The organism is Brevibacillus brevis (genome assembly GCF_022026395.1).
Taxonomy (GTDB): domain Bacteria; phylum Bacillota; class Bacilli; order Brevibacillales; family Brevibacillaceae; genus Brevibacillus.
Genome location: NZ_CP041767.1, coordinates 3,144,518 through 3,161,390, shown reverse-complemented (window position 1 = coordinate 3,161,390; position 16,873 = coordinate 3,144,518). Strand labels below are relative to the sequence as shown.

At 43.7% G+C, this 16,873-nt stretch carries 14 protein-coding genes; 1 reads left to right on the top strand and 13 read right to left on the bottom strand.

The window, feature by feature from the left end:
- Positions 1-13 precede the first annotated feature (13 nt).
- From FO446_RS15060 to FO446_RS15040, 5 genes are all read right to left on the bottom strand, one after another.
- The gene (locus FO446_RS15060) at positions 14-1,456 is read right to left on the bottom strand and encodes an aldehyde dehydrogenase family protein (protein WP_173607673.1); all 1,443 of its coding nucleotides are present in this window, start codon (positions 1,454-1,456) and stop codon (positions 14-16) included.
- A gap of 33 nt (positions 1,457-1,489) precedes the next feature.
- Positions 1,490-2,530: a homoserine dehydrogenase gene (locus FO446_RS15055; RefSeq protein WP_015891314.1), complete on the bottom strand. Its 1,041-nt coding sequence runs from the start codon at positions 2,528-2,530 to the stop codon at positions 1,490-1,492.
- Between the two features lie 15 nt (positions 2,531-2,545).
- Entirely contained in the window at positions 2,546-3,763 is a 1,218-nt protein-coding gene (locus tag FO446_RS15050; protein ID WP_173607672.1) for a cystathionine gamma-synthase family protein, read from the bottom strand.
- Between the two features lie 247 nt (positions 3,764-4,010).
- Positions 4,011-4,658, bottom strand: a complete 648-nt coding sequence (locus FO446_RS15045; protein WP_015891312.1) for a GntR family transcriptional regulator — start codon at positions 4,656-4,658, stop codon at positions 4,011-4,013.
- A gap of 285 nt (positions 4,659-4,943) precedes the next feature.
- Positions 4,944-6,935 (bottom strand): glycoside hydrolase family 5 protein, encoded by a 1,992-nt coding sequence (locus FO446_RS15040; RefSeq protein WP_237898384.1) that lies wholly within the window; start codon positions 6,933-6,935, stop codon positions 4,944-4,946.
- Positions 6,936-7,353: 418 nt separating this feature from the next.
- Here FO446_RS15040 and FO446_RS15035 point away from each other — a divergent pair, with 418 nt between their 5' ends.
- A complete protein-coding gene (locus tag FO446_RS15035; RefSeq protein ID WP_237898383.1) occupies positions 7,354-8,712 on the top strand; it encodes a (R)-1-hydroxy-2-aminoethylphosphonate ammonia-lyase in 1,359 nt (452 codons plus the stop codon).
- Between the two features lie 350 nt (positions 8,713-9,062).
- On the opposite strand, the gene FO446_RS15030 is transcribed toward FO446_RS15035, so the two are convergent.
- The 8 genes from FO446_RS15030 to FO446_RS14995 all read right to left on the bottom strand — a co-directional run bounded on the left by FO446_RS15030 (position 9,063) and on the right by FO446_RS14995 (position 16,873).
- Complete coding sequence (locus FO446_RS15030) at positions 9,063-10,631, bottom strand: FMN-binding glutamate synthase family protein (RefSeq protein WP_237898382.1); 1,569 nt, start codon at positions 10,629-10,631, stop codon at positions 9,063-9,065.
- Between the two features lie 478 nt (positions 10,632-11,109).
- On the bottom strand, positions 11,110-11,676 hold the full coding sequence (locus FO446_RS15025) for an SLOG family protein (RefSeq protein WP_173607668.1): 567 nt from the start codon (positions 11,674-11,676) through the stop codon (positions 11,110-11,112).
- A 221-nt stretch (positions 11,677-11,897) separates the two neighbouring features.
- Entirely contained in the window at positions 11,898-12,566 is a 669-nt protein-coding gene (locus FO446_RS15020) for a YqeB family protein (protein ID WP_173607667.1), read from the bottom strand.
- Positions 12,563-13,174 (bottom strand): TetR/AcrR family transcriptional regulator, encoded by a 612-nt coding sequence (locus FO446_RS15015; protein WP_237898381.1) that lies wholly within the window; start codon positions 13,172-13,174, stop codon positions 12,563-12,565. Before FO446_RS15015 ends, FO446_RS15020 begins: the two co-directional genes overlap by 4 nt.
- A 155-nt stretch (positions 13,175-13,329) precedes the next feature.
- Positions 13,330-14,118 (bottom strand): 2-keto-4-pentenoate hydratase, encoded by a 789-nt coding sequence (locus FO446_RS15010; RefSeq protein WP_237898380.1) that lies wholly within the window; start codon positions 14,116-14,118, stop codon positions 13,330-13,332.
- An 11-nt stretch (positions 14,119-14,129) separates the two neighbouring features.
- Positions 14,130-15,152, bottom strand: coding sequence for a 4-hydroxy-2-oxovalerate aldolase (gene dmpG, locus FO446_RS15005; RefSeq protein WP_237898379.1), 1,023 nt, complete (start codon positions 15,150-15,152; stop codon positions 14,130-14,132).
- A gap of 25 nt (positions 15,153-15,177) precedes the next feature.
- Complete coding sequence (locus tag FO446_RS15000; RefSeq protein WP_232772913.1) at positions 15,178-16,065, bottom strand: acetaldehyde dehydrogenase (acetylating); 888 nt, start codon at positions 16,063-16,065, stop codon at positions 15,178-15,180.
- 22 nt (positions 16,066-16,087) lie between these two features.
- Positions 16,088-16,873, bottom strand: coding sequence for a 2-keto-4-pentenoate hydratase (locus FO446_RS14995; protein ID WP_173607662.1), 786 nt, complete (start codon positions 16,871-16,873; stop codon positions 16,088-16,090).

Here is a 16,873-nt window from a genome sequence, read left to right as displayed (position 1 = left end):
TGGTGGTTCCCTGTTACTTTAAAAGTCTGAAGCATACTACTTTCGGTTCGGTCATTTCTTGCAGGGCAAAGGCAATTCCCTCACGACCGATTCCCGATCCTTTCACGCCCCCGAACGGCATCGCATCGATACGGTAATCAGAACTATCGTTAATCATAACACCTCCCACTTCTAGCTTGTAAATAGCAGAAAATGCCTTGTCCACTTCACGTGTGAAAATGCCAGCTTGAAGTCCGAAAGGTACTTGGTTCGCTTCACGTATAGCAGTATCCAAATCCGCGACCTTGAAAATAGAAACGACCGGACCAAATACTTCATCCTTCGCAATCTTGCAATTTGCCGGCACATTGATTAATACGGTCGGTTCGTAATAGGCACCGTTACGTATCCCCCCGCAAAGCAGCGTCGCACCTTTCTGCACCGCTTCAGTCACCCAATTCTCAACTCGTTTCGCTTCGTTTTCCGAGATCATGGGACCCATATCGGTTTCTTCCGATAATTTGTCTCCGACTCGGTATTGTTTCGTAAGCGTGACGAACCGATCAACGAATTCATCATAAATTTCTTCCTGTGCATAAATGCGCTGTACTCCTAGACAATTTTGACCAGCTGCCCAAAACGCACCCGACACAGACGACTCTACCGCTAGTTCCAAATCAGCATCTTTCAAGACGATGACGGGTGAGTTTGAGCCTAGCTCCATGCTCATCTTTTTTAGCCCGGCTTTTTTCATGATCGCTTCTCCAGTAGCTAGCCCACCTGTAAACGAAATCATTCGAATTGCCGGATGAGTGATTAATGCCTCCCCCATGTCATTCGTAAAGCCAGTAATAATGGAGAGCACCTTCGGAGGAAGTCCCGCTCTATCAAATGCTTCTGCAAGCAGCAAGGCACTCAAAGGTGTCGTTGGCGCAGGTTTGACAATAATGGCATTTCCAGCAGCAATCGCGGGTCCGATTTTGTGTGCGACGAGGTTTAACGGATCGTTAAACGGTGTGATGGCAGTAATGATGCCAATCGGAAAACGGTAGTAATAGCCGACGCGATTTTCGCTGCCTGGCATTTGGTCAAATTGTATCGTTTCTCCGTAAATTCGTCTCGCTTCTTCCGCACTGATCCGCAATGTCTCTACACAACGCCTTACTTCCTTTCTTGCTTCCCGGATCGTTTTACTTCCCTCAAGAGCAATGACCTTCGCATATAGTTCTTTGTTCTCGGAAATCCAATCAGCGGCACGATGGATGATAGCCATCCGCTCATGCACTGGAATGGCCGCCGCTATCGTTTGTCCATCTTTTGCCTCTTCAATGGCGAACAGTACGTCGTCCTCATTAGCAGCCGGCACCGTTGCAATGATGCTATTATCATGCGGATTATGAACGTTCATTTCTTTATCGCGGGATACCCACTTCCCAGCTAGAAACATCTTTTTTTTAATGAAAGTTTCCGTCATCATCAAGTATAGACCTCCAGTCGAATTTCTTTTGCCCTACAATTGGCCACGGCTAATGTTGATCAAATCAATGAGAATAGAGAAGCCAGTCTCTGTGCGTCCAGCTCCTGCACCGATAAGCGTAATCGGACCTGCCAAATCGCAGTAATAGGTGATCGCGTTTTGCGCCCCTAATACGCCTGCCAACGGGTCGGTTAACGGGATTGCTTCGGGACCAACCTTTGCCATTACATGCTCCCCTTCTTTAACAACTCGTGCGATCAGCTTCCATCTTTTCTTATTTTCTTTTGCCCATTGAATGTCTTGTGGGGTAAGTTTCGAAATTCCTTCACGCGCGATCTCGTCTCTTTGAATATGAGCGTTCATGATCGTGTTTGCCAAAATCGTTACTTTATATTGAGCATCAAAGCCTTCGACATCGTTTCGCGGATCTGCCTCTGCATACCCGAGAGATTGCGCTTCTGCCAAGGCGTCCTCATAGGTCAATCCTTCCTCCATCCTAGTGAGGATATAGTTTGTTGTTCCATTGAGAATTCCGCGAATTTCGGAGATGTCGTTACCTACCAATGAAACGAGTGGCATACGGATGGATGGCGTTCCACTCATAACTGTTCCTTCATAGCACCAGCGAACCCCGTTTTGTTTTGCTACTGTCTCCAACTCTCGGAATGCCAGAGAAACGGGTCCTTTGTTGCTCATCACGATATTTTTCTTACTTTCAAAGGCAGCCTTACAATGATCGATCGCTGGCTGACCTGTTTTAATATCCGTGAACGTCATTTCTACGATCGTATCCGCATTGCTTTCCCTAATCGTTTGAAAGCTGTCCCAGCCTTTGATTAAGCCAGGGGTATCAGGGTAGCCCTGCAAACTGCCCGTTTCGCCCACAATACGTAAAGCCAAAGAGAGATCCAGACCGTCTGGATGATAGAGGGAGCCTTTCATCAGATCAGAAATCGCTACTACTTTCGCCTCGAAACCTACATTTGCGTATAAAGCGTCCGCTTTCGTTTCCAAAATTTCCGCCAATCCTTGTCCTACCACTCCAAAACCGAGTAATGCTACTTTGTGTGTCATTCTGATTCGATCCTCCTACAATGCTGTTTTGTTCATCTGTGAAGCCAAATAGTTCAATGCCTGTTCGAGATCCGAAATCAAATCTTCCGTATCTTCAATCCCAACCGACATACGAACCAATCCTTCAGAAATCCCCAAGGCCATCCTCTCCTCAAGCGTGCATTCCACATGGCTGGTCGTCCTAGCTGGGCCATAAATCGTCTCGACAGCACCCAAATTTCCCGCCCGGTTTCCTAACCGCAAATGAGGCAAAAAAACTTTAATCGCCTCCATTTCACCTTTCAGAACAAAACTAAGAATACCCCCGAATCCACTCATCTGCCGTTTGGCGACCTCATGATTTTTGTGGCTTTCTAATCCCGGATAATAGACAGCTTCCACGCACTCTTGTTTTTGCAGGAATCGGGCAACTTCCATCGCGCTTTTCGCTTGCTGCTCTACCCTGAGCTTTAATGTTTTCATCCCCCGCAAAATGAGGTAGGCGGACCAAGGATCCATCGTTGCTCCATTTATTTCTCTGTAGTGATACACTTTTTCCATCAACTGCTGAGAACCGCAAACGACTCCGCCCAATGCGTCCGCATGCCCGCTTAAAAATTTGGTGGCGCTGTGAATAACGAGATCAACACCGAGTAGAAGCGGATTTTGATTTATAGGGGTCGCAATCGTATTGTCGATAACAACCAATGCCCCGACTGATTTTGCTAGCTTGGCCAAATGCTCGATGTCCACAATTTTCAATGTCGGATTCGTTGGTGATTCCAAATAAAGTAACTGGCAGCCCTTTTGAATTTCTGTTTCAATTTCTTCTTGATTGCCGGTGTTGCACAAAACAACATCAACATTAATATTGGGCAAAAATTCAGTGAAAATTTTGTTCGTACCTCCGTACGTATCTTTTATGGAGACCACCCTGTCACCTGGTCGTAAAAATGTATACAAAGTACTGCTGATCGCAGCCATGCCGGATGAAAACGCTATAGCTCGCTCGGCCCCTTCCAGCGTTCTCAGTTTTTCTTCAAAGGCCTGAACAGTTGGGTTGGTCATGCGATTGTATATATGGCCTGGTTTATTCCCGATCGCTACGTCATACCATTCATCCACATCATCATATCCATAAGCTACACTTAACACGACAGGGACTTGTGTAGAACCAAAAACACTAAACTCCTTTTCGCCAGCCCAAACCGTTTTTGTACCCATTAGACTGTTGGAATTATCGATTTTTTTCATTTTTGCCTCCACTTTTGTAGAAATAACTTAACTCATGTAAAGAATATACAATATACAATATATAATATAATCATTGGTAAACACCTCCTATTCAATGATGAACATTCGTGATGTTTTTTGTGTTTAGTATATTGTATATTTTGTATTGTATTATTCGTTTCTAGAAAACACAATAGTCTTAATTTTTTTATTTATAAAAACGACAAGAGTTGTTACTACTCTTGTCGACCAGTCAAACTTATTTCTATTAAATCATCTCAGGATGCTCAATCTTCCAGTGATGGAATTGGATCAAGTTCGCCAAAGCATCTGAATCTCGTTCTTTAAAATAACGCAAGATCTGTTTATGTTGGTCGTTCATTTGTTTTAAGATGACATACAGTTTTTCCGAGTCGTTGCTCAAATAGGACTGCCGAATAAAACTGTTTTGCAATGATTCCATCATCGTAATCAGTGTATGGTTGTTGCACTTGTCGATGTACACCTTATGGAAAGCGGTTTGATATTTTTGATAATCATCGTAATTGTTCTCTTGGATCGACACATCAATTTTCCGTATATACTCCTCCATCATGGACATATCACTGTCCGTGATAAACTCCATTGACAACCGTGCAGCCAAGGCATCCAATGAACCAATGACGGCGAATACATCCAACTTTTCTTTCGTATTTAGTTCCTTTACGAGAAAGCCGCGTCTCGGAATATACTCCAGGAGATTATCCGAGGACAACTGGATGAGTGCTTCCCGAACGGGAGTCCTGCTGACCTCCAGCTTTTCACAGATCTCTGCTTCATTAATCTTGTGATTTGGCAGCAATGTTCCATTCTGGATTCGCGAAGCAATATATTTGTATACGTGGTCTTTTAATGAGTCGTATTTGCGAGTAATCATCGTTCACCTCAATCAAAATAATATTTTGTATTTAATATTATGGTAGCATTGCACAATCTTTTGTTCAAGGTGTACCCCCCCTGCTACAAGAACCTCGAAATGTAAATGTATCCCGGTTGTTTGTCCAGTTGTACGAATGTTTCCAATTGGTTGGTCTGCTGGCCAGAGGTGCCTTTTCTTTCAATTGCATGACGGTAACCAGAGTAGTTAGGAGCTGACTTTGTGTCATTTGAGCGGGTAGGCTCTTTCTGTATTCAGCAAGTTTTGCCACGTCATTATACAAGCTTACCAGAGCTTTTTGAAAAGCTCCATGATCGCTTTTCCTTTCGGTGTTATTCCATCGTATTTGGGATGGAGTACTGCTGCTCCAACCTCTTTATAATCTGTATACAGCACTTGATTCAAAAGCAAATCGCCTTTTTCAAGTTGATGCAAAATTCTCGTTGTCAAATTTTTCTCTTGTGCAATGAGTTGTTGCATAGACAGTTTGCCGCGTTTATCGACTACTCCGAATTCCGTAATGGCTATGTTCATCGGGCGATTGACAAGTCTTTTCACTTCTCCAATTTGCTTGGCATTCAGGCTACCGTCTCCATCTCTTTCATATAAATGAATCGTCCCGTGAATATTTTCTGTTAAAAAGACATGATCGTTTATCGCCTGTGCTATCGCGTTATTCCAGACCCCAGTTATTATCTTGTCTACTTTCTCGGGAGCAAATTGCACATAAAAAGGCAAGCCAATGGATGTAAACGCCTTGATGTACTCATTACTCATTTTTATATATTTTTGCGGTGTCATTTCAGCGGTTCTTTTGGTAACTTGCTTAAACTCACCTACTTCTGATTCAGCAAACTTTGGTAAATACTGCTCGTTTCCAAGTTCGATAAAGGAGAAATTCAAACCATGATCCTGTAGCCGTTTAAAAAATTTTAATTGATTTTCGGGCGAATCATTGAAATTTACCACAAAGACAAGCGGAACGCCGAATTCCTTCTGAATTGTTGCCCATTGGCGAATATCTTTATCAGACCAATCCTTCGGGTATGTTTTTTGGGAGATACTACCACCTTGAAGACGCAACCATATCTTTTCTGTTTTGATACCTTGCTTCTTCATAGCATGCAACTGCTCCCGCAAAAAACGCGATTGTCCCTCAATATCTAGACTGCCCTTTGCATTAAATCCGACATGCACATTTGGCATATCAGGTTTTTGGGGGATTTCGGTCGAATCGTTGGGCTTACCGGATGGGGGTGTTCCATGAAAAATGGTGTTGAAAACAGGTTGCATAGTTTCAATCCAGCTATTGTTCTCCCGATCGTAATATTTTGTGTCCGAGTTGACAGCAAAAGGGATGCCTGCTGCCTTCAACTGTGACGTCATAAATTTTGCAAATACAGTTTGTTCCTCAATGCTGTAATCATTGCCGTCATTGTAATTTCCAGGCATCCAGGCACCTACCCAGGTTGGGATCTTCTGTGCTGTTTGCCACTCTAGGGCGGTATTAATTTTATCCGTTATTAATTTCTTCTCTGCATCTGTTCCTGTTGTCCATAGCTTTCTTTCATTCGTTTTACTTGGACCGGACGCATAAAAATGCCATTCTGCCATCAGGTAGTTATTGTGCTGTGATGGAATGACGAGCTCTTTCAAATAATCTGCGTCAGAGCGAAGGCGTGGCGAAATCATGATGATTCGAGTTGGATTTGTTTTTCTGATTTCAGTAACCAACCTTTCAAAAATTTGATTGAGTTTTTCAGGTTGCTTATTTAGTGCATCCGTTGCCTCGATTAACAGATCGAAAGCAAGAAGATGAGATGTATCTTTATAACGTTCGGCAACCTTCGTCCACCAATCCACTACCAATTGAATATTTTGCTCGGTAGGTTCATTTTTAAATTCATCAGCTTGATAGGCAATGATGGGTATGATCCCCGCATTGAGGCAATCCTCGATTTGCTTGTCTAGACCTTGCAATAGTTTCTCATCCGCTTGATCAGCAATACGAATGCGGACATGAGAAACTCCCGCTTCCTTGAAGTCTTGGACGGTCTGGGATGAATAATACAATCTGCCCTTGCTTGTTTTTGACCAATCCACATCTATCCCTTTTCCTAGACGCTTTTGATAGTCCCAAGGAGATATAGGTACATTTATCATGGATATAGGCGAGTGGACCATCGGATGTACTTGTGCCATTGCGTATTGACCGCCAAAAGAACCGACCATCAAGGTGCTAATTACGATTGAAAGAATACTTGCAACCTTCTTCATAGTAACCTCCTTGAAATTGGATTTCATAAGCATTCTATACTCGATTTGTGTGATAAAAATGGGATATCGATGTGGTCGAAATCCTCTTCATTGCAAACGGTATGCTTATCATTTCTAGTTTGCTTCCGTTTGTTGACGGATTCATATTTCCTTTCGAAACCATATCGCACAGATATAACCTATTGAGGCATAAAGTAGCTTAAAACAACACAAAAACACACAAATACAACCAAAAACACAATAATTACATTGAATTAGCATGAGCTTAACAATCTTTTTATATGATTGCATTGGTGATATCACTAATTTGAAATCACATGAAATAACAACTGATCGTGAATGAAAAGATTCCTACCCTACGTTTTATTCAAAACAATTTATTTAGTAAGAACTTTTTCATTAGGAAAGGAGATTGAATATGAAGGAGAAAAATCATTTCATCTTATCTGAAGGGGATGTCAATCATTCACGTAGTAGAAATGAATGGCAGAATTCTTACCTTAATGATCAAACGAAACAGATTTTAGAGGATGACAAGCGTTATTTTTTACATCAGTCATTATCGACACCATGTCTTAATGTTGTTTCGGAATGTGAAGGAATATTTCTAACAGATGAACAAGGTCGAGACATCATGGATTTTCATGGTAACGCCGTCCATCAAGTTGGCTATCGCAATCCAGCTGTTATAAAGGCAATGAAAGACGCATTAGATTTGCTTCCGTTTTCACCTCGCAGATATACAAATAAATGGGCTGTTCAACTTGCAAAAGAACTGACTTCATTAACAGACAATCAACTGTCGAAGGTACTGTTTGCACCTGGAGCTACTTCGGCGATCGGTATGGCCCTAAAGCTTGCACGCCTAGCAACTGGAAAGCATAAAGTGATTTCGATGTGGGATTCTTTTCACGGTGCGTCACTTGATGCCATTTCAATTGGGGGTGAGAAACTCTTTCGTAAAGGTTTAGAACCGTTACTGCCTGGTACAATTCACGTACCTTCCATTGATTCATATCGTCCTTTATGGGAAGGACATTCAGGTGATCCTATCCAACTGGTTAAGTATATTGAATACACGATTGAAAAAGATGGGGAAATTGGCGCAATTGTGATGGAGACTATTCGAAATACAGATGTTCAAATCCCACCAAAAGTGTTCTATCAAGAACTTCGCCGTGTTTGTGATCGACATGGTGTGCTTCTTATTCTTGATGAAACACCTATTGGTCTTGGTAGAACAGGAAAAATGTTTGCTTATGAACATTACGATATTATTCCCGATATTGTCGTGTTAGGGAAAGGACTCGGCGGTGGGGTGTTTCCATTGGCAGCTATGCTTGCAAAGGAAGAGCTTGATATTGCATCTGAGACAGCTCTAGGTCATTATACACATGAGAAAAGTCCAGTTGGTGCAGCTGCTTCATCCGCTGTTATATCATATCTAAAAGATAATAATTTGGTAGAGCGCACAGCCTATCTTGAACAATTATTAAACAAACGATTAAATGAACTGAAAGAAAAATATATACAAATTGGGGATATTCGCGGGATTGGACTTCTTTTTGCCGTTGAACTTGTCAAAGATCGCACCTCCAAAGAACGTGCATATGAAGAAGCTGATCGGATCATGTATACATGTTTAAAAAAAGGATTAAGTTTCAAAGTATCAAAAGGGAATGTTATTCAATTATGTCCTCCACTTACGATAACAGAAGAAGAGTTAGAGAAAGCCATACAAATTCTTGACGATTCGTTTGCTGAAGTAATTCAATAGATTCATGAACAGAGGGTCTGTCAAGATTTTTTTGAGCTGTTGCAGATGATCTTGGGTATCGCTGTGTAGATAGCTTTGGCATACATATAAAGGCTTTGAAGTTATCTTTCTATTGCTGCTCGTAGTCATTTAAAGGAAACAAGCTGATGCCGTTGGTTTTCAACATCAGCTTGTTTTCTATTAGTCGGTAGCTTCGCTTTCTTTCGTAAAGCCTACCACTATTTCCTTTTCACTGAACTTGCCATACAGTTCTGCCCGTGCCCAGCAAAGTCCATTTATACTAGCCCTTCCTGAAATAATTTCGCACCTGGTGGTTTACGTATTAATTTTTGGACAGCAAATCCTCCCCACTACTTTGGATCCGATCTGGTCTGAGTTGTTTTCAAGCGGTTTCTATGTTTTAAGAAAAACTGCTTCTTCTTGTTTTCGTTACTCTGTTCGGAGGGATCAGGCATCGATTGATCACTGTCATTCTCGCTCGGAACCAAAAGCGATTCCATAAACTCTTTTGTCGGGATATACGGTTCATAGGCAAGAGGAACTTTTGTTATCTTGCTCGTCAATTCATCAAGGGCTGCAAGATCATCAACGCCAACTTGATGAACAGATGTTTTTCCCAATGCAAGAATTGCGACCTTCATTTCTTCCACAAACGACGTAAGAAAGTTCTCTAAATACTTTGCTGCTTCTTGCTCATCAAATTGAGCAGTTAAACTTCCTGGATAAAAAACAAGTTGAGTAGGAGGTTCCCAAGGAACTGCTTTTGTTACCTGATCATGCGTCATTGCCCACAAGAGAGCCGTCCCCATATAGACACCATCAACACCTAACGCAAATGCTTTTAGGCAATCAGATGGCGTGAAGTATCCTCCTCCGCTTAACAAGGTAATTCTTTCCTTCACCCCGCGTTTTTGTAAGTATTGTACGGCACGTGAAACAGCATAAATGGTGGGGATTCCAAAATCGTCTTCCAGGATGGGAGGTCCGCCCTTAGATCCTGCCTGTCCGCCGTCAATGCTTACAAAATCAACCCCAGCAAAAATGGCGACTTCCAAATCGGCTTCAATCTTTGCGCTTGCACATATTTTAACTCCAATGGGGATTCCACCAGTAAGGGCGCGCAGATGATCAACTACTTTGCGAAGATCTTGTGGTTTATTGATATCCTTATGCCTGGAAGGAATGACGACATAATCATCATTCTCCACCTTCAAGATTTTTCTGGCTCTTCCTTGAACGTACTCCGAAGGGATAAAAGTTGCCGCACCCGCAATGGCTCCTTGGCCGATATGGATTTCAATCGCATCGGCCTGTTTGAGAATTTCTGGCTCTTTTGACCACTTGCCGCTGTGGTATTGAATAATTAAATGTTTGGCGTTTTGTCTCTCTTCGGGTAAAAATCCCCCTTCACCCGTATTTGTTAAAGTGCCGACCGCAGCGGTTCCTTTTGCAATCGCTATCTTTGCTTTCTCTGACACACCAATCCCATATCCCATTCCTCCTGCCATAATGGGTATTTCCAGAGATAAAGGTTTTTTTGCCTGAGGCCCGATGGTAATCCGCATATCTACATCTACATCTTCAGGGGTAACTAACGTGGCCAGTTGTGCCGGTGAAAAGATAAGTCCGTCGTAAGTAAGAAATTTACGCGGACTCCCAAATGGTCTTTCTATAACTGCCCCTTCTGAAGCGCGCAAGCTATTTTCAATCACAATTCTTGGTGACAGGCGAGTCAGTGCTGTTACCATTTCCCAAATGTTTTCGGGATACCGTTCATTCATGAGCCGCTTCGTGAACCGGCCAATGATCCATTGCAGCAACGACCTTGAAAAAATAAGAGCTAGAATTCCTGAAAATAGAATGGCTGTCATTGTACCCGTAAATGATCCGATGTCAAAAGACATCCATTTACTTCCCATTACACTTCTCCCCTTCGATACCGTTAGCAAAAGCGTACAGGCAGATAAGAATGATCCATGCGCAGGTTAGTGATAGTGGCAAGATTTTCAGAAATTTTGTGTTTTACCATCTTTTGGTTTACCGCAGTATCGTATTCTTTTCCTCCTGTAGTATTATCCAGTTAGACAAGTTTATTCCCACAAAAACGCCAGTGAGCACCCGCCGAACCTCCCGGGGCGAATACGATTTATGTTTGTTCAGCACCAGATCGAACTGACATGGACAGGAGGGTAGCAGGAATTTCATGCATGGAGTCAAAAAAAGCCTTTCCATCCGGTTGTCCCGGCAGAAAGGCTTTTTTGACTTTAGCTTTGCGGTTCCTTTTTGTGGAGTTCCTATATGATGCCCCCAAACTCTATGGCCTTAAACTAGAAAAAGGCAGCCGTTATAAGCTTGAGGAAGTTTGTGACTAAAAATCCTAGGTTTGTCGCTGTTTGATTAGAAGTTGTCATTGTATAATTCTTGTTGCTGTTCCTCTGCTATGGTCTGTAAGTCATATGCGTTAATTCGAAACAACTGATAATCGCCCGTATCCGCTTTTTTTGCGGCGAGCTTACTTAGAAATTTCGGGGAGCCTTCGTTTTCTTCATCGTAAACTAACAAGATACCGTCAGAATTGGCTAGCAAGAATTTGTCTTTCTCTCCAAGCTGCCAAGCTCCCTGATAAGGAGTTTGATAGACACTATTGATATAATCAGCTTGCATCACAATATTTCGGTAGTAATCCTGGGTCTCTTCCTTCCACTTTTCCTCTTGATTCAAAAACGGAGTAATTACCGCCAGTTTTAGATGCGGATACTCCTTTTTCAATTCCAGAACAGTTTCGGCTGCCCACATTTCTACCCCTAGTTGACCTGATATGATGACCCATTCCAATTCTTCTTCAAGGAATCTTGCGAGTTCCCGCTTCAGTGCTTTCTTAATTATCGCTAAGCCCGGATTTTTTTCATTGAAAATGCCAAGCTCGTGAGCCTTGTATCCTGATACAAATAACCGTTTTAACATGTTGCCACCTCAAATTTAAAAGAACTCTAGCGCTTCGTCTCATTTTTTCTTATATTATCACAAAGGTAGTTGGTCTCCTAAATTCCGATGATCGAGATAATAAATCCTCTATCAAAAAGCGAAGGTGTAATTTTTCACCCTCCAAGCTGAAATGTGCCCAAAAAAGCTGTAAAACAGCTGCTTAACCTCACAAGACGAGAATATTGAAATACCTGCTGATCTTATCGATAATATTGCCTTTTGTCCTTTTCTTTTACAGATACTCTTAGTTTCCAAAGTTCTTGAGCCAATTGAAAAGCTTCCTTATCATCTCCTTTTTCAATTGCTATTCCCCTTGCTTTTAATAGAGCATTCACAGCAGGAGATAGGTCGGGAGAATCCACAACCCATATTTTAAAGTCATGTTGAAATGGATCCGTATCGCTCCAAACATAATGATGTTTTCGAAATGCAGCACCAACTGTGCTTTTCGGAAGCTCTTGCTTACAACGAAATAGTTCTTTCTCATCTTTACCTAAAAACACCAATTGCTTGTTATCCACAAATACAAGGGAGATATCTTGCTTTTTGAAGAGAATTTCATCATCTCTAATTTTACATGTGACTTTATCATCATATACAGACGTTTCTAAGCTTTCATGAAAAGAGAGTAGAGTCAAGACAATCCCTGCAATCAAGCCAAGGATCATAGTAACAATGCCTACCCATGCTCCGTTATAGGAGGCAATTAGTTGTAAGGGCCCCTGGAAAGGTATCCACGGCAAAGAACTGCCCCATTTAGCAATACTCGGAAGAAACCAGCCGAACACTAAACCGATAAGAGGGAAACCAAGCCACAAGATAATCTTGTCCGTTTTTGAAAAATTTAATAATGTATGATTCTCACTCATGTAAAGTCTCCTTTTTTAGATAATACGCTTGTAATGGTTTCTCTCCATACAGCTGAAACATCCAGTTGAATGCCAATCAACGGATAATTTGATAAGTTATCGAGTGTTAACGCTAGTACACATGCTTTTTCACGCAAGCCTTTTGAATCCGTATGACCAAATTCTTCCCCTTTTTGTAGTAATCGAAAAAAACCGTCAATAAAGCCTTCCTGTACGGCCTTAATTTTTAATCGGTACTCTTTATTATGGGAAGATTCTCGGCTCCCATATATAAGAAACTCATTTAATACCTGTACAACAAGCATTTGTGTATCTGTAGTCTCTTCAACCAATAATTGCAAGCCGTCACGAACCATCTTCTCTACAAAATTCTTTTTCGTATACTCATGAATTTGAAAGTATTGTTCAAAACTATACCCTTCTAAAATCCAAGCGAAAACAGCGTCTATTAGTTCCTCTTTCGAAGAGTAATAATAATAGATGGATGGCTTCTGTATGCCTACAGAATGAGCAATCATGGAAAGGGAGGCTTTTTCAATTCCATACTGTCCGATCAACCATGTGGTCGTTTCAAGAATTTTTTGTCGTGTTGCTTCGCTTTTATTCATTTTATCACCATTTTCTACCTAACGTTAGTTAGATAATAGCCGCTAATTTCGCTGATTGTCAAGATGGAGGTAAAATATTCGGCTCCCAACATAAAAAGAAGCCGTGAGAATACGGGATAACTCCCTGCATTCTTCTCGGCTTTTCGCCTTACTGCCTAACCCATTTTCACTACGAACTCCATACTTCCGAGGCCACCCCATTTGGCACTTACGACATCTCCTTCCCGTAGCTGATGGGAACCGGTAATGCCCCCGGACAAAATCAAATCTCCCTTTTGCAGCTTGCGACCTTCGCGAGCAAGCATATTCGCCAGCATTGCGACTGAGCGGGCTGGATGACCGAGAACTGCCGCACCAGCCCCCAAGTCTTTGAGCTCGCCATTGATCGAAAGGGTAACGCCAACCAAATCGAGTTCAAGTTCATCAGGCTTTCTCCATGTCGACCCGATAAATACACGGGAAGACGAAGTATTGTCCGCAATGACATCCGGCAAGGTAAACTGGAACTGCGCATACCTGCTGTCGATAATCTCCAGAGCGGGAACCACATAGTCAGTGGCTGCCAGAACATGAGCCTCCGTGATGCCCGGTCCTTCCAAATCCTCACGCAAAACAAAGGCAATTTCCGCTTCCACCTTGGGATGAATCAATTCATTGATCGGCAGAATCCCGTCCTCGATATTCATATAGTCAAAAATATAGCCCCGAATCGGTTCGTGCACATTCATCTGCTTCATTTTTGCCTGACTGGTCAAACCCATTTTAGAGGCAAAGATTCGATGACCCTGCTCAAGCTTGAGGGAGACAAGCTCATTTTGGATACGATATCCATCTTCCACGGTCAGATCGGGGTATTCGGCTGTCAGCTTCACAACCTCCTCCCTATTCAACTCCGCATCCACCAGCTTCTGAGCTAGCCTTTTGTATAATAGTTCCGATTGCACGCTGATCCCCCCTAAATCATTTTGGTAGAGCTGTACCGTTGGGCGATTTCCGCTGCGACATCCAAGATCATGTCTTCTTGTCCGCCCACGACCTTTCGTTTTCCCAGCTCGATCAAAATATCCCGGGAATCGATACCGAATTTCCTGGCTGCACGCTCGGCATGAAGCCGGAAACTGGAATAAACACCCGCGTATCCGAGAACGAGAGCGTCTCTGGTAATTTCCTGAGGTACTTGAAGAATCGGCGACACGATATCCTCCGCCAGATCCATCATTTTGTACAAATCGACGCCCGTCTGAATGCCCATTCGATCCAGCACAGCTAGGAGAACCTCGGTCTGTGTATTGCCCGCACCTGCACCCAAGCACCGAACACTGCCGTCAATCCAGGTGGCACCCTCTTGAATGGCGACGAGCGTATTGGCCATGGCTAAAGACAAATTATTGTGTGCATGGAAGCCAATGGGAATATTCAGACATTGCTTCAATGCTCGGACTCGTTCCCCTGCTTGATCAGGTAGCAGAACGCCAGCAGAATCGACGATGTACACGACATCGGCTCCATAGCTTTGCATGAGTCCAGCTTGCTCCGCCAGTTTTTCCGGAGCAGCCATATGCGCCATCATCAAAAAGCCAACTGTCGTCAAGCCAAGCTCTTTCGCTTGATAAATATGCTGAGCGGAAACGTCCGCTTCGGTCGCATGTGTGGCGATTCGTGCCATGCCTACCCCTAGTCCTGAGGCTGTCTTCAAATCTTTGATCGTGCCGATTCCCGGCAGCAGGAGCACGCCCACTTTCGCTTGTTTACAAACGGAAACAGCAGCCTCGATCAGCTCCAGCTCGGGGGTTCTGGACAGACCATATTGCAGGGACGATCCGGCCAATCCATCTCCATGGGAGACTTCAATATACGGTACGTTTGCTTCATCTAATGCGCGCGCCACTTCGACTACTTGCTCCACGGTAAACTGGTGATTGATCGCATGGCTTCCATCTCGAAGCGCTACTTCAGTGATCACAATATCACGAGTCATTTGCGGTTCCTCCTTTCATTCGTGGCTATATACTCGTGCCGATGCCGATAGCTTGCTTGGCATATTCCTCTGCTACCTTCACCGCTGTCGCCGTCATGATATCCAGATTGCCTGAATAAGTAGGGAGGTAGTCGCCCGCGCCTTCCACTTCCAAAAACACGGTGATTTTGTTTTCATCAAAGATCGGTTCTGAGCGTAGGCGGTAACCAGGAACGTATGATTGAATATAGGAGACGGTCTGATGAATAGCCTTCACGATCGCCTGTCGGTCCGCTCCTTCCTCCACTACTGCATAGACAGTATCCCTCATCAGGATCGGCGGTTCTGCCGGATTCAGGATGATGATCGCCTTGCCTTTCTTCGCTCCGCCAATCGCTTCGATACCATGTGCGGTCGTCTCCGTAAATTCGTCGATGTTGGAACGTGTGCCAGGACCAGCGCTTTTACTGGAAATAGTGGCCACGATCTCTGCGTAGCTGACCGGACTCACACTCCCTATCGCATGAACAATCGGAATAGTAGCCTGGCCGCCACATGTGATCAAATTGATGTTTTTTTCATTCAAATGTGCACCGAGATTCACAGATGGTACGACAAAGGGCCCTACAGCGGCAGGCGTAAGATCGATGGCGAGCTTTCCAGCCTCCTGGAGCGCCTTCGCATGCCGAATATGCGCATGGGCAGAAGTAGCGTCAAAGACGATATCCGCAAGATCCGCACTGCTTTCCAAAAACGGTTGTAATCCGCCGTCAAATACGTAGTAACCAGCTGCCTTTGCTCTACGCAGACCATCCGAATCAGGATCGATTCCAATCATGGACGTCAGTTCAAGAACTGGCGACCTTCCCAGCTTGATCATCAGGTCTGTCCCAATGTTACCCGAGCCCAGTATGGCTACCTTTACTTTCTTCATACACGCACTCCTTTCGTGTTTTTTACTTACTAAACCTGACTCCTACAGAACCAAGTCCAGCAATCCGTGTATGAAATACATCGCCAGGCTTCGCTTCGACCGCTGCCGATAACGCACCGGACAAGATGATTTCTCCCGCTTGGAGTGTTATCCCTAATTCGTACAGCTTGTTCGCTAACCATGCTACACAAGATGCAGGATTGCCTAACGCGGCGGCACCTACACCGGTATTGACCAGCTCTTGATTTTTATAAAATGCCATTCCTGCCAGAGGAAGATCCAGATCTTGCGGTTTCATAGGATGTCCACCCAGCACGTAGAAGCCGGAGGATGCATTGTCCGCAATGGTGTCTTCCAGTTTGATTTGCCAGTTGGCGATACGGCTGTCCACGATTTCCAAAGCAGGCACTACATATTCCGTTGCCATTAAGACGTCATAAGTGGTTACATGTGGCCCTTCCAAATCTCGCTTCAGCAGGAAAGCAATTTCTGCTTCAACCTTTGGCGAAAGGACATGCTCGAAAGGCAGTTCTCCGTTGTTTTCCACGACCATGTCGTCCAAAAGATGTCCATAGTCTGGCTGTTCCACGCCAAGCAGTGTCTGCATGGCACGAGAGGTCAGGCCGATTTTCTTCCCTGTAATCCTCGCGCCTGCTGTGACTTTTCGCTCAATCGTCTTCAATTGAACGTGGTATGCCTCTATTTCGCTGATTTGCGGATCCAGTAAAGTGAGTGGCGATACTCCCACCCCTTCACGACTCGCCGCCGCTAAATGATCGGCGAATCGCGTGATTTTTTCTATGTCCAC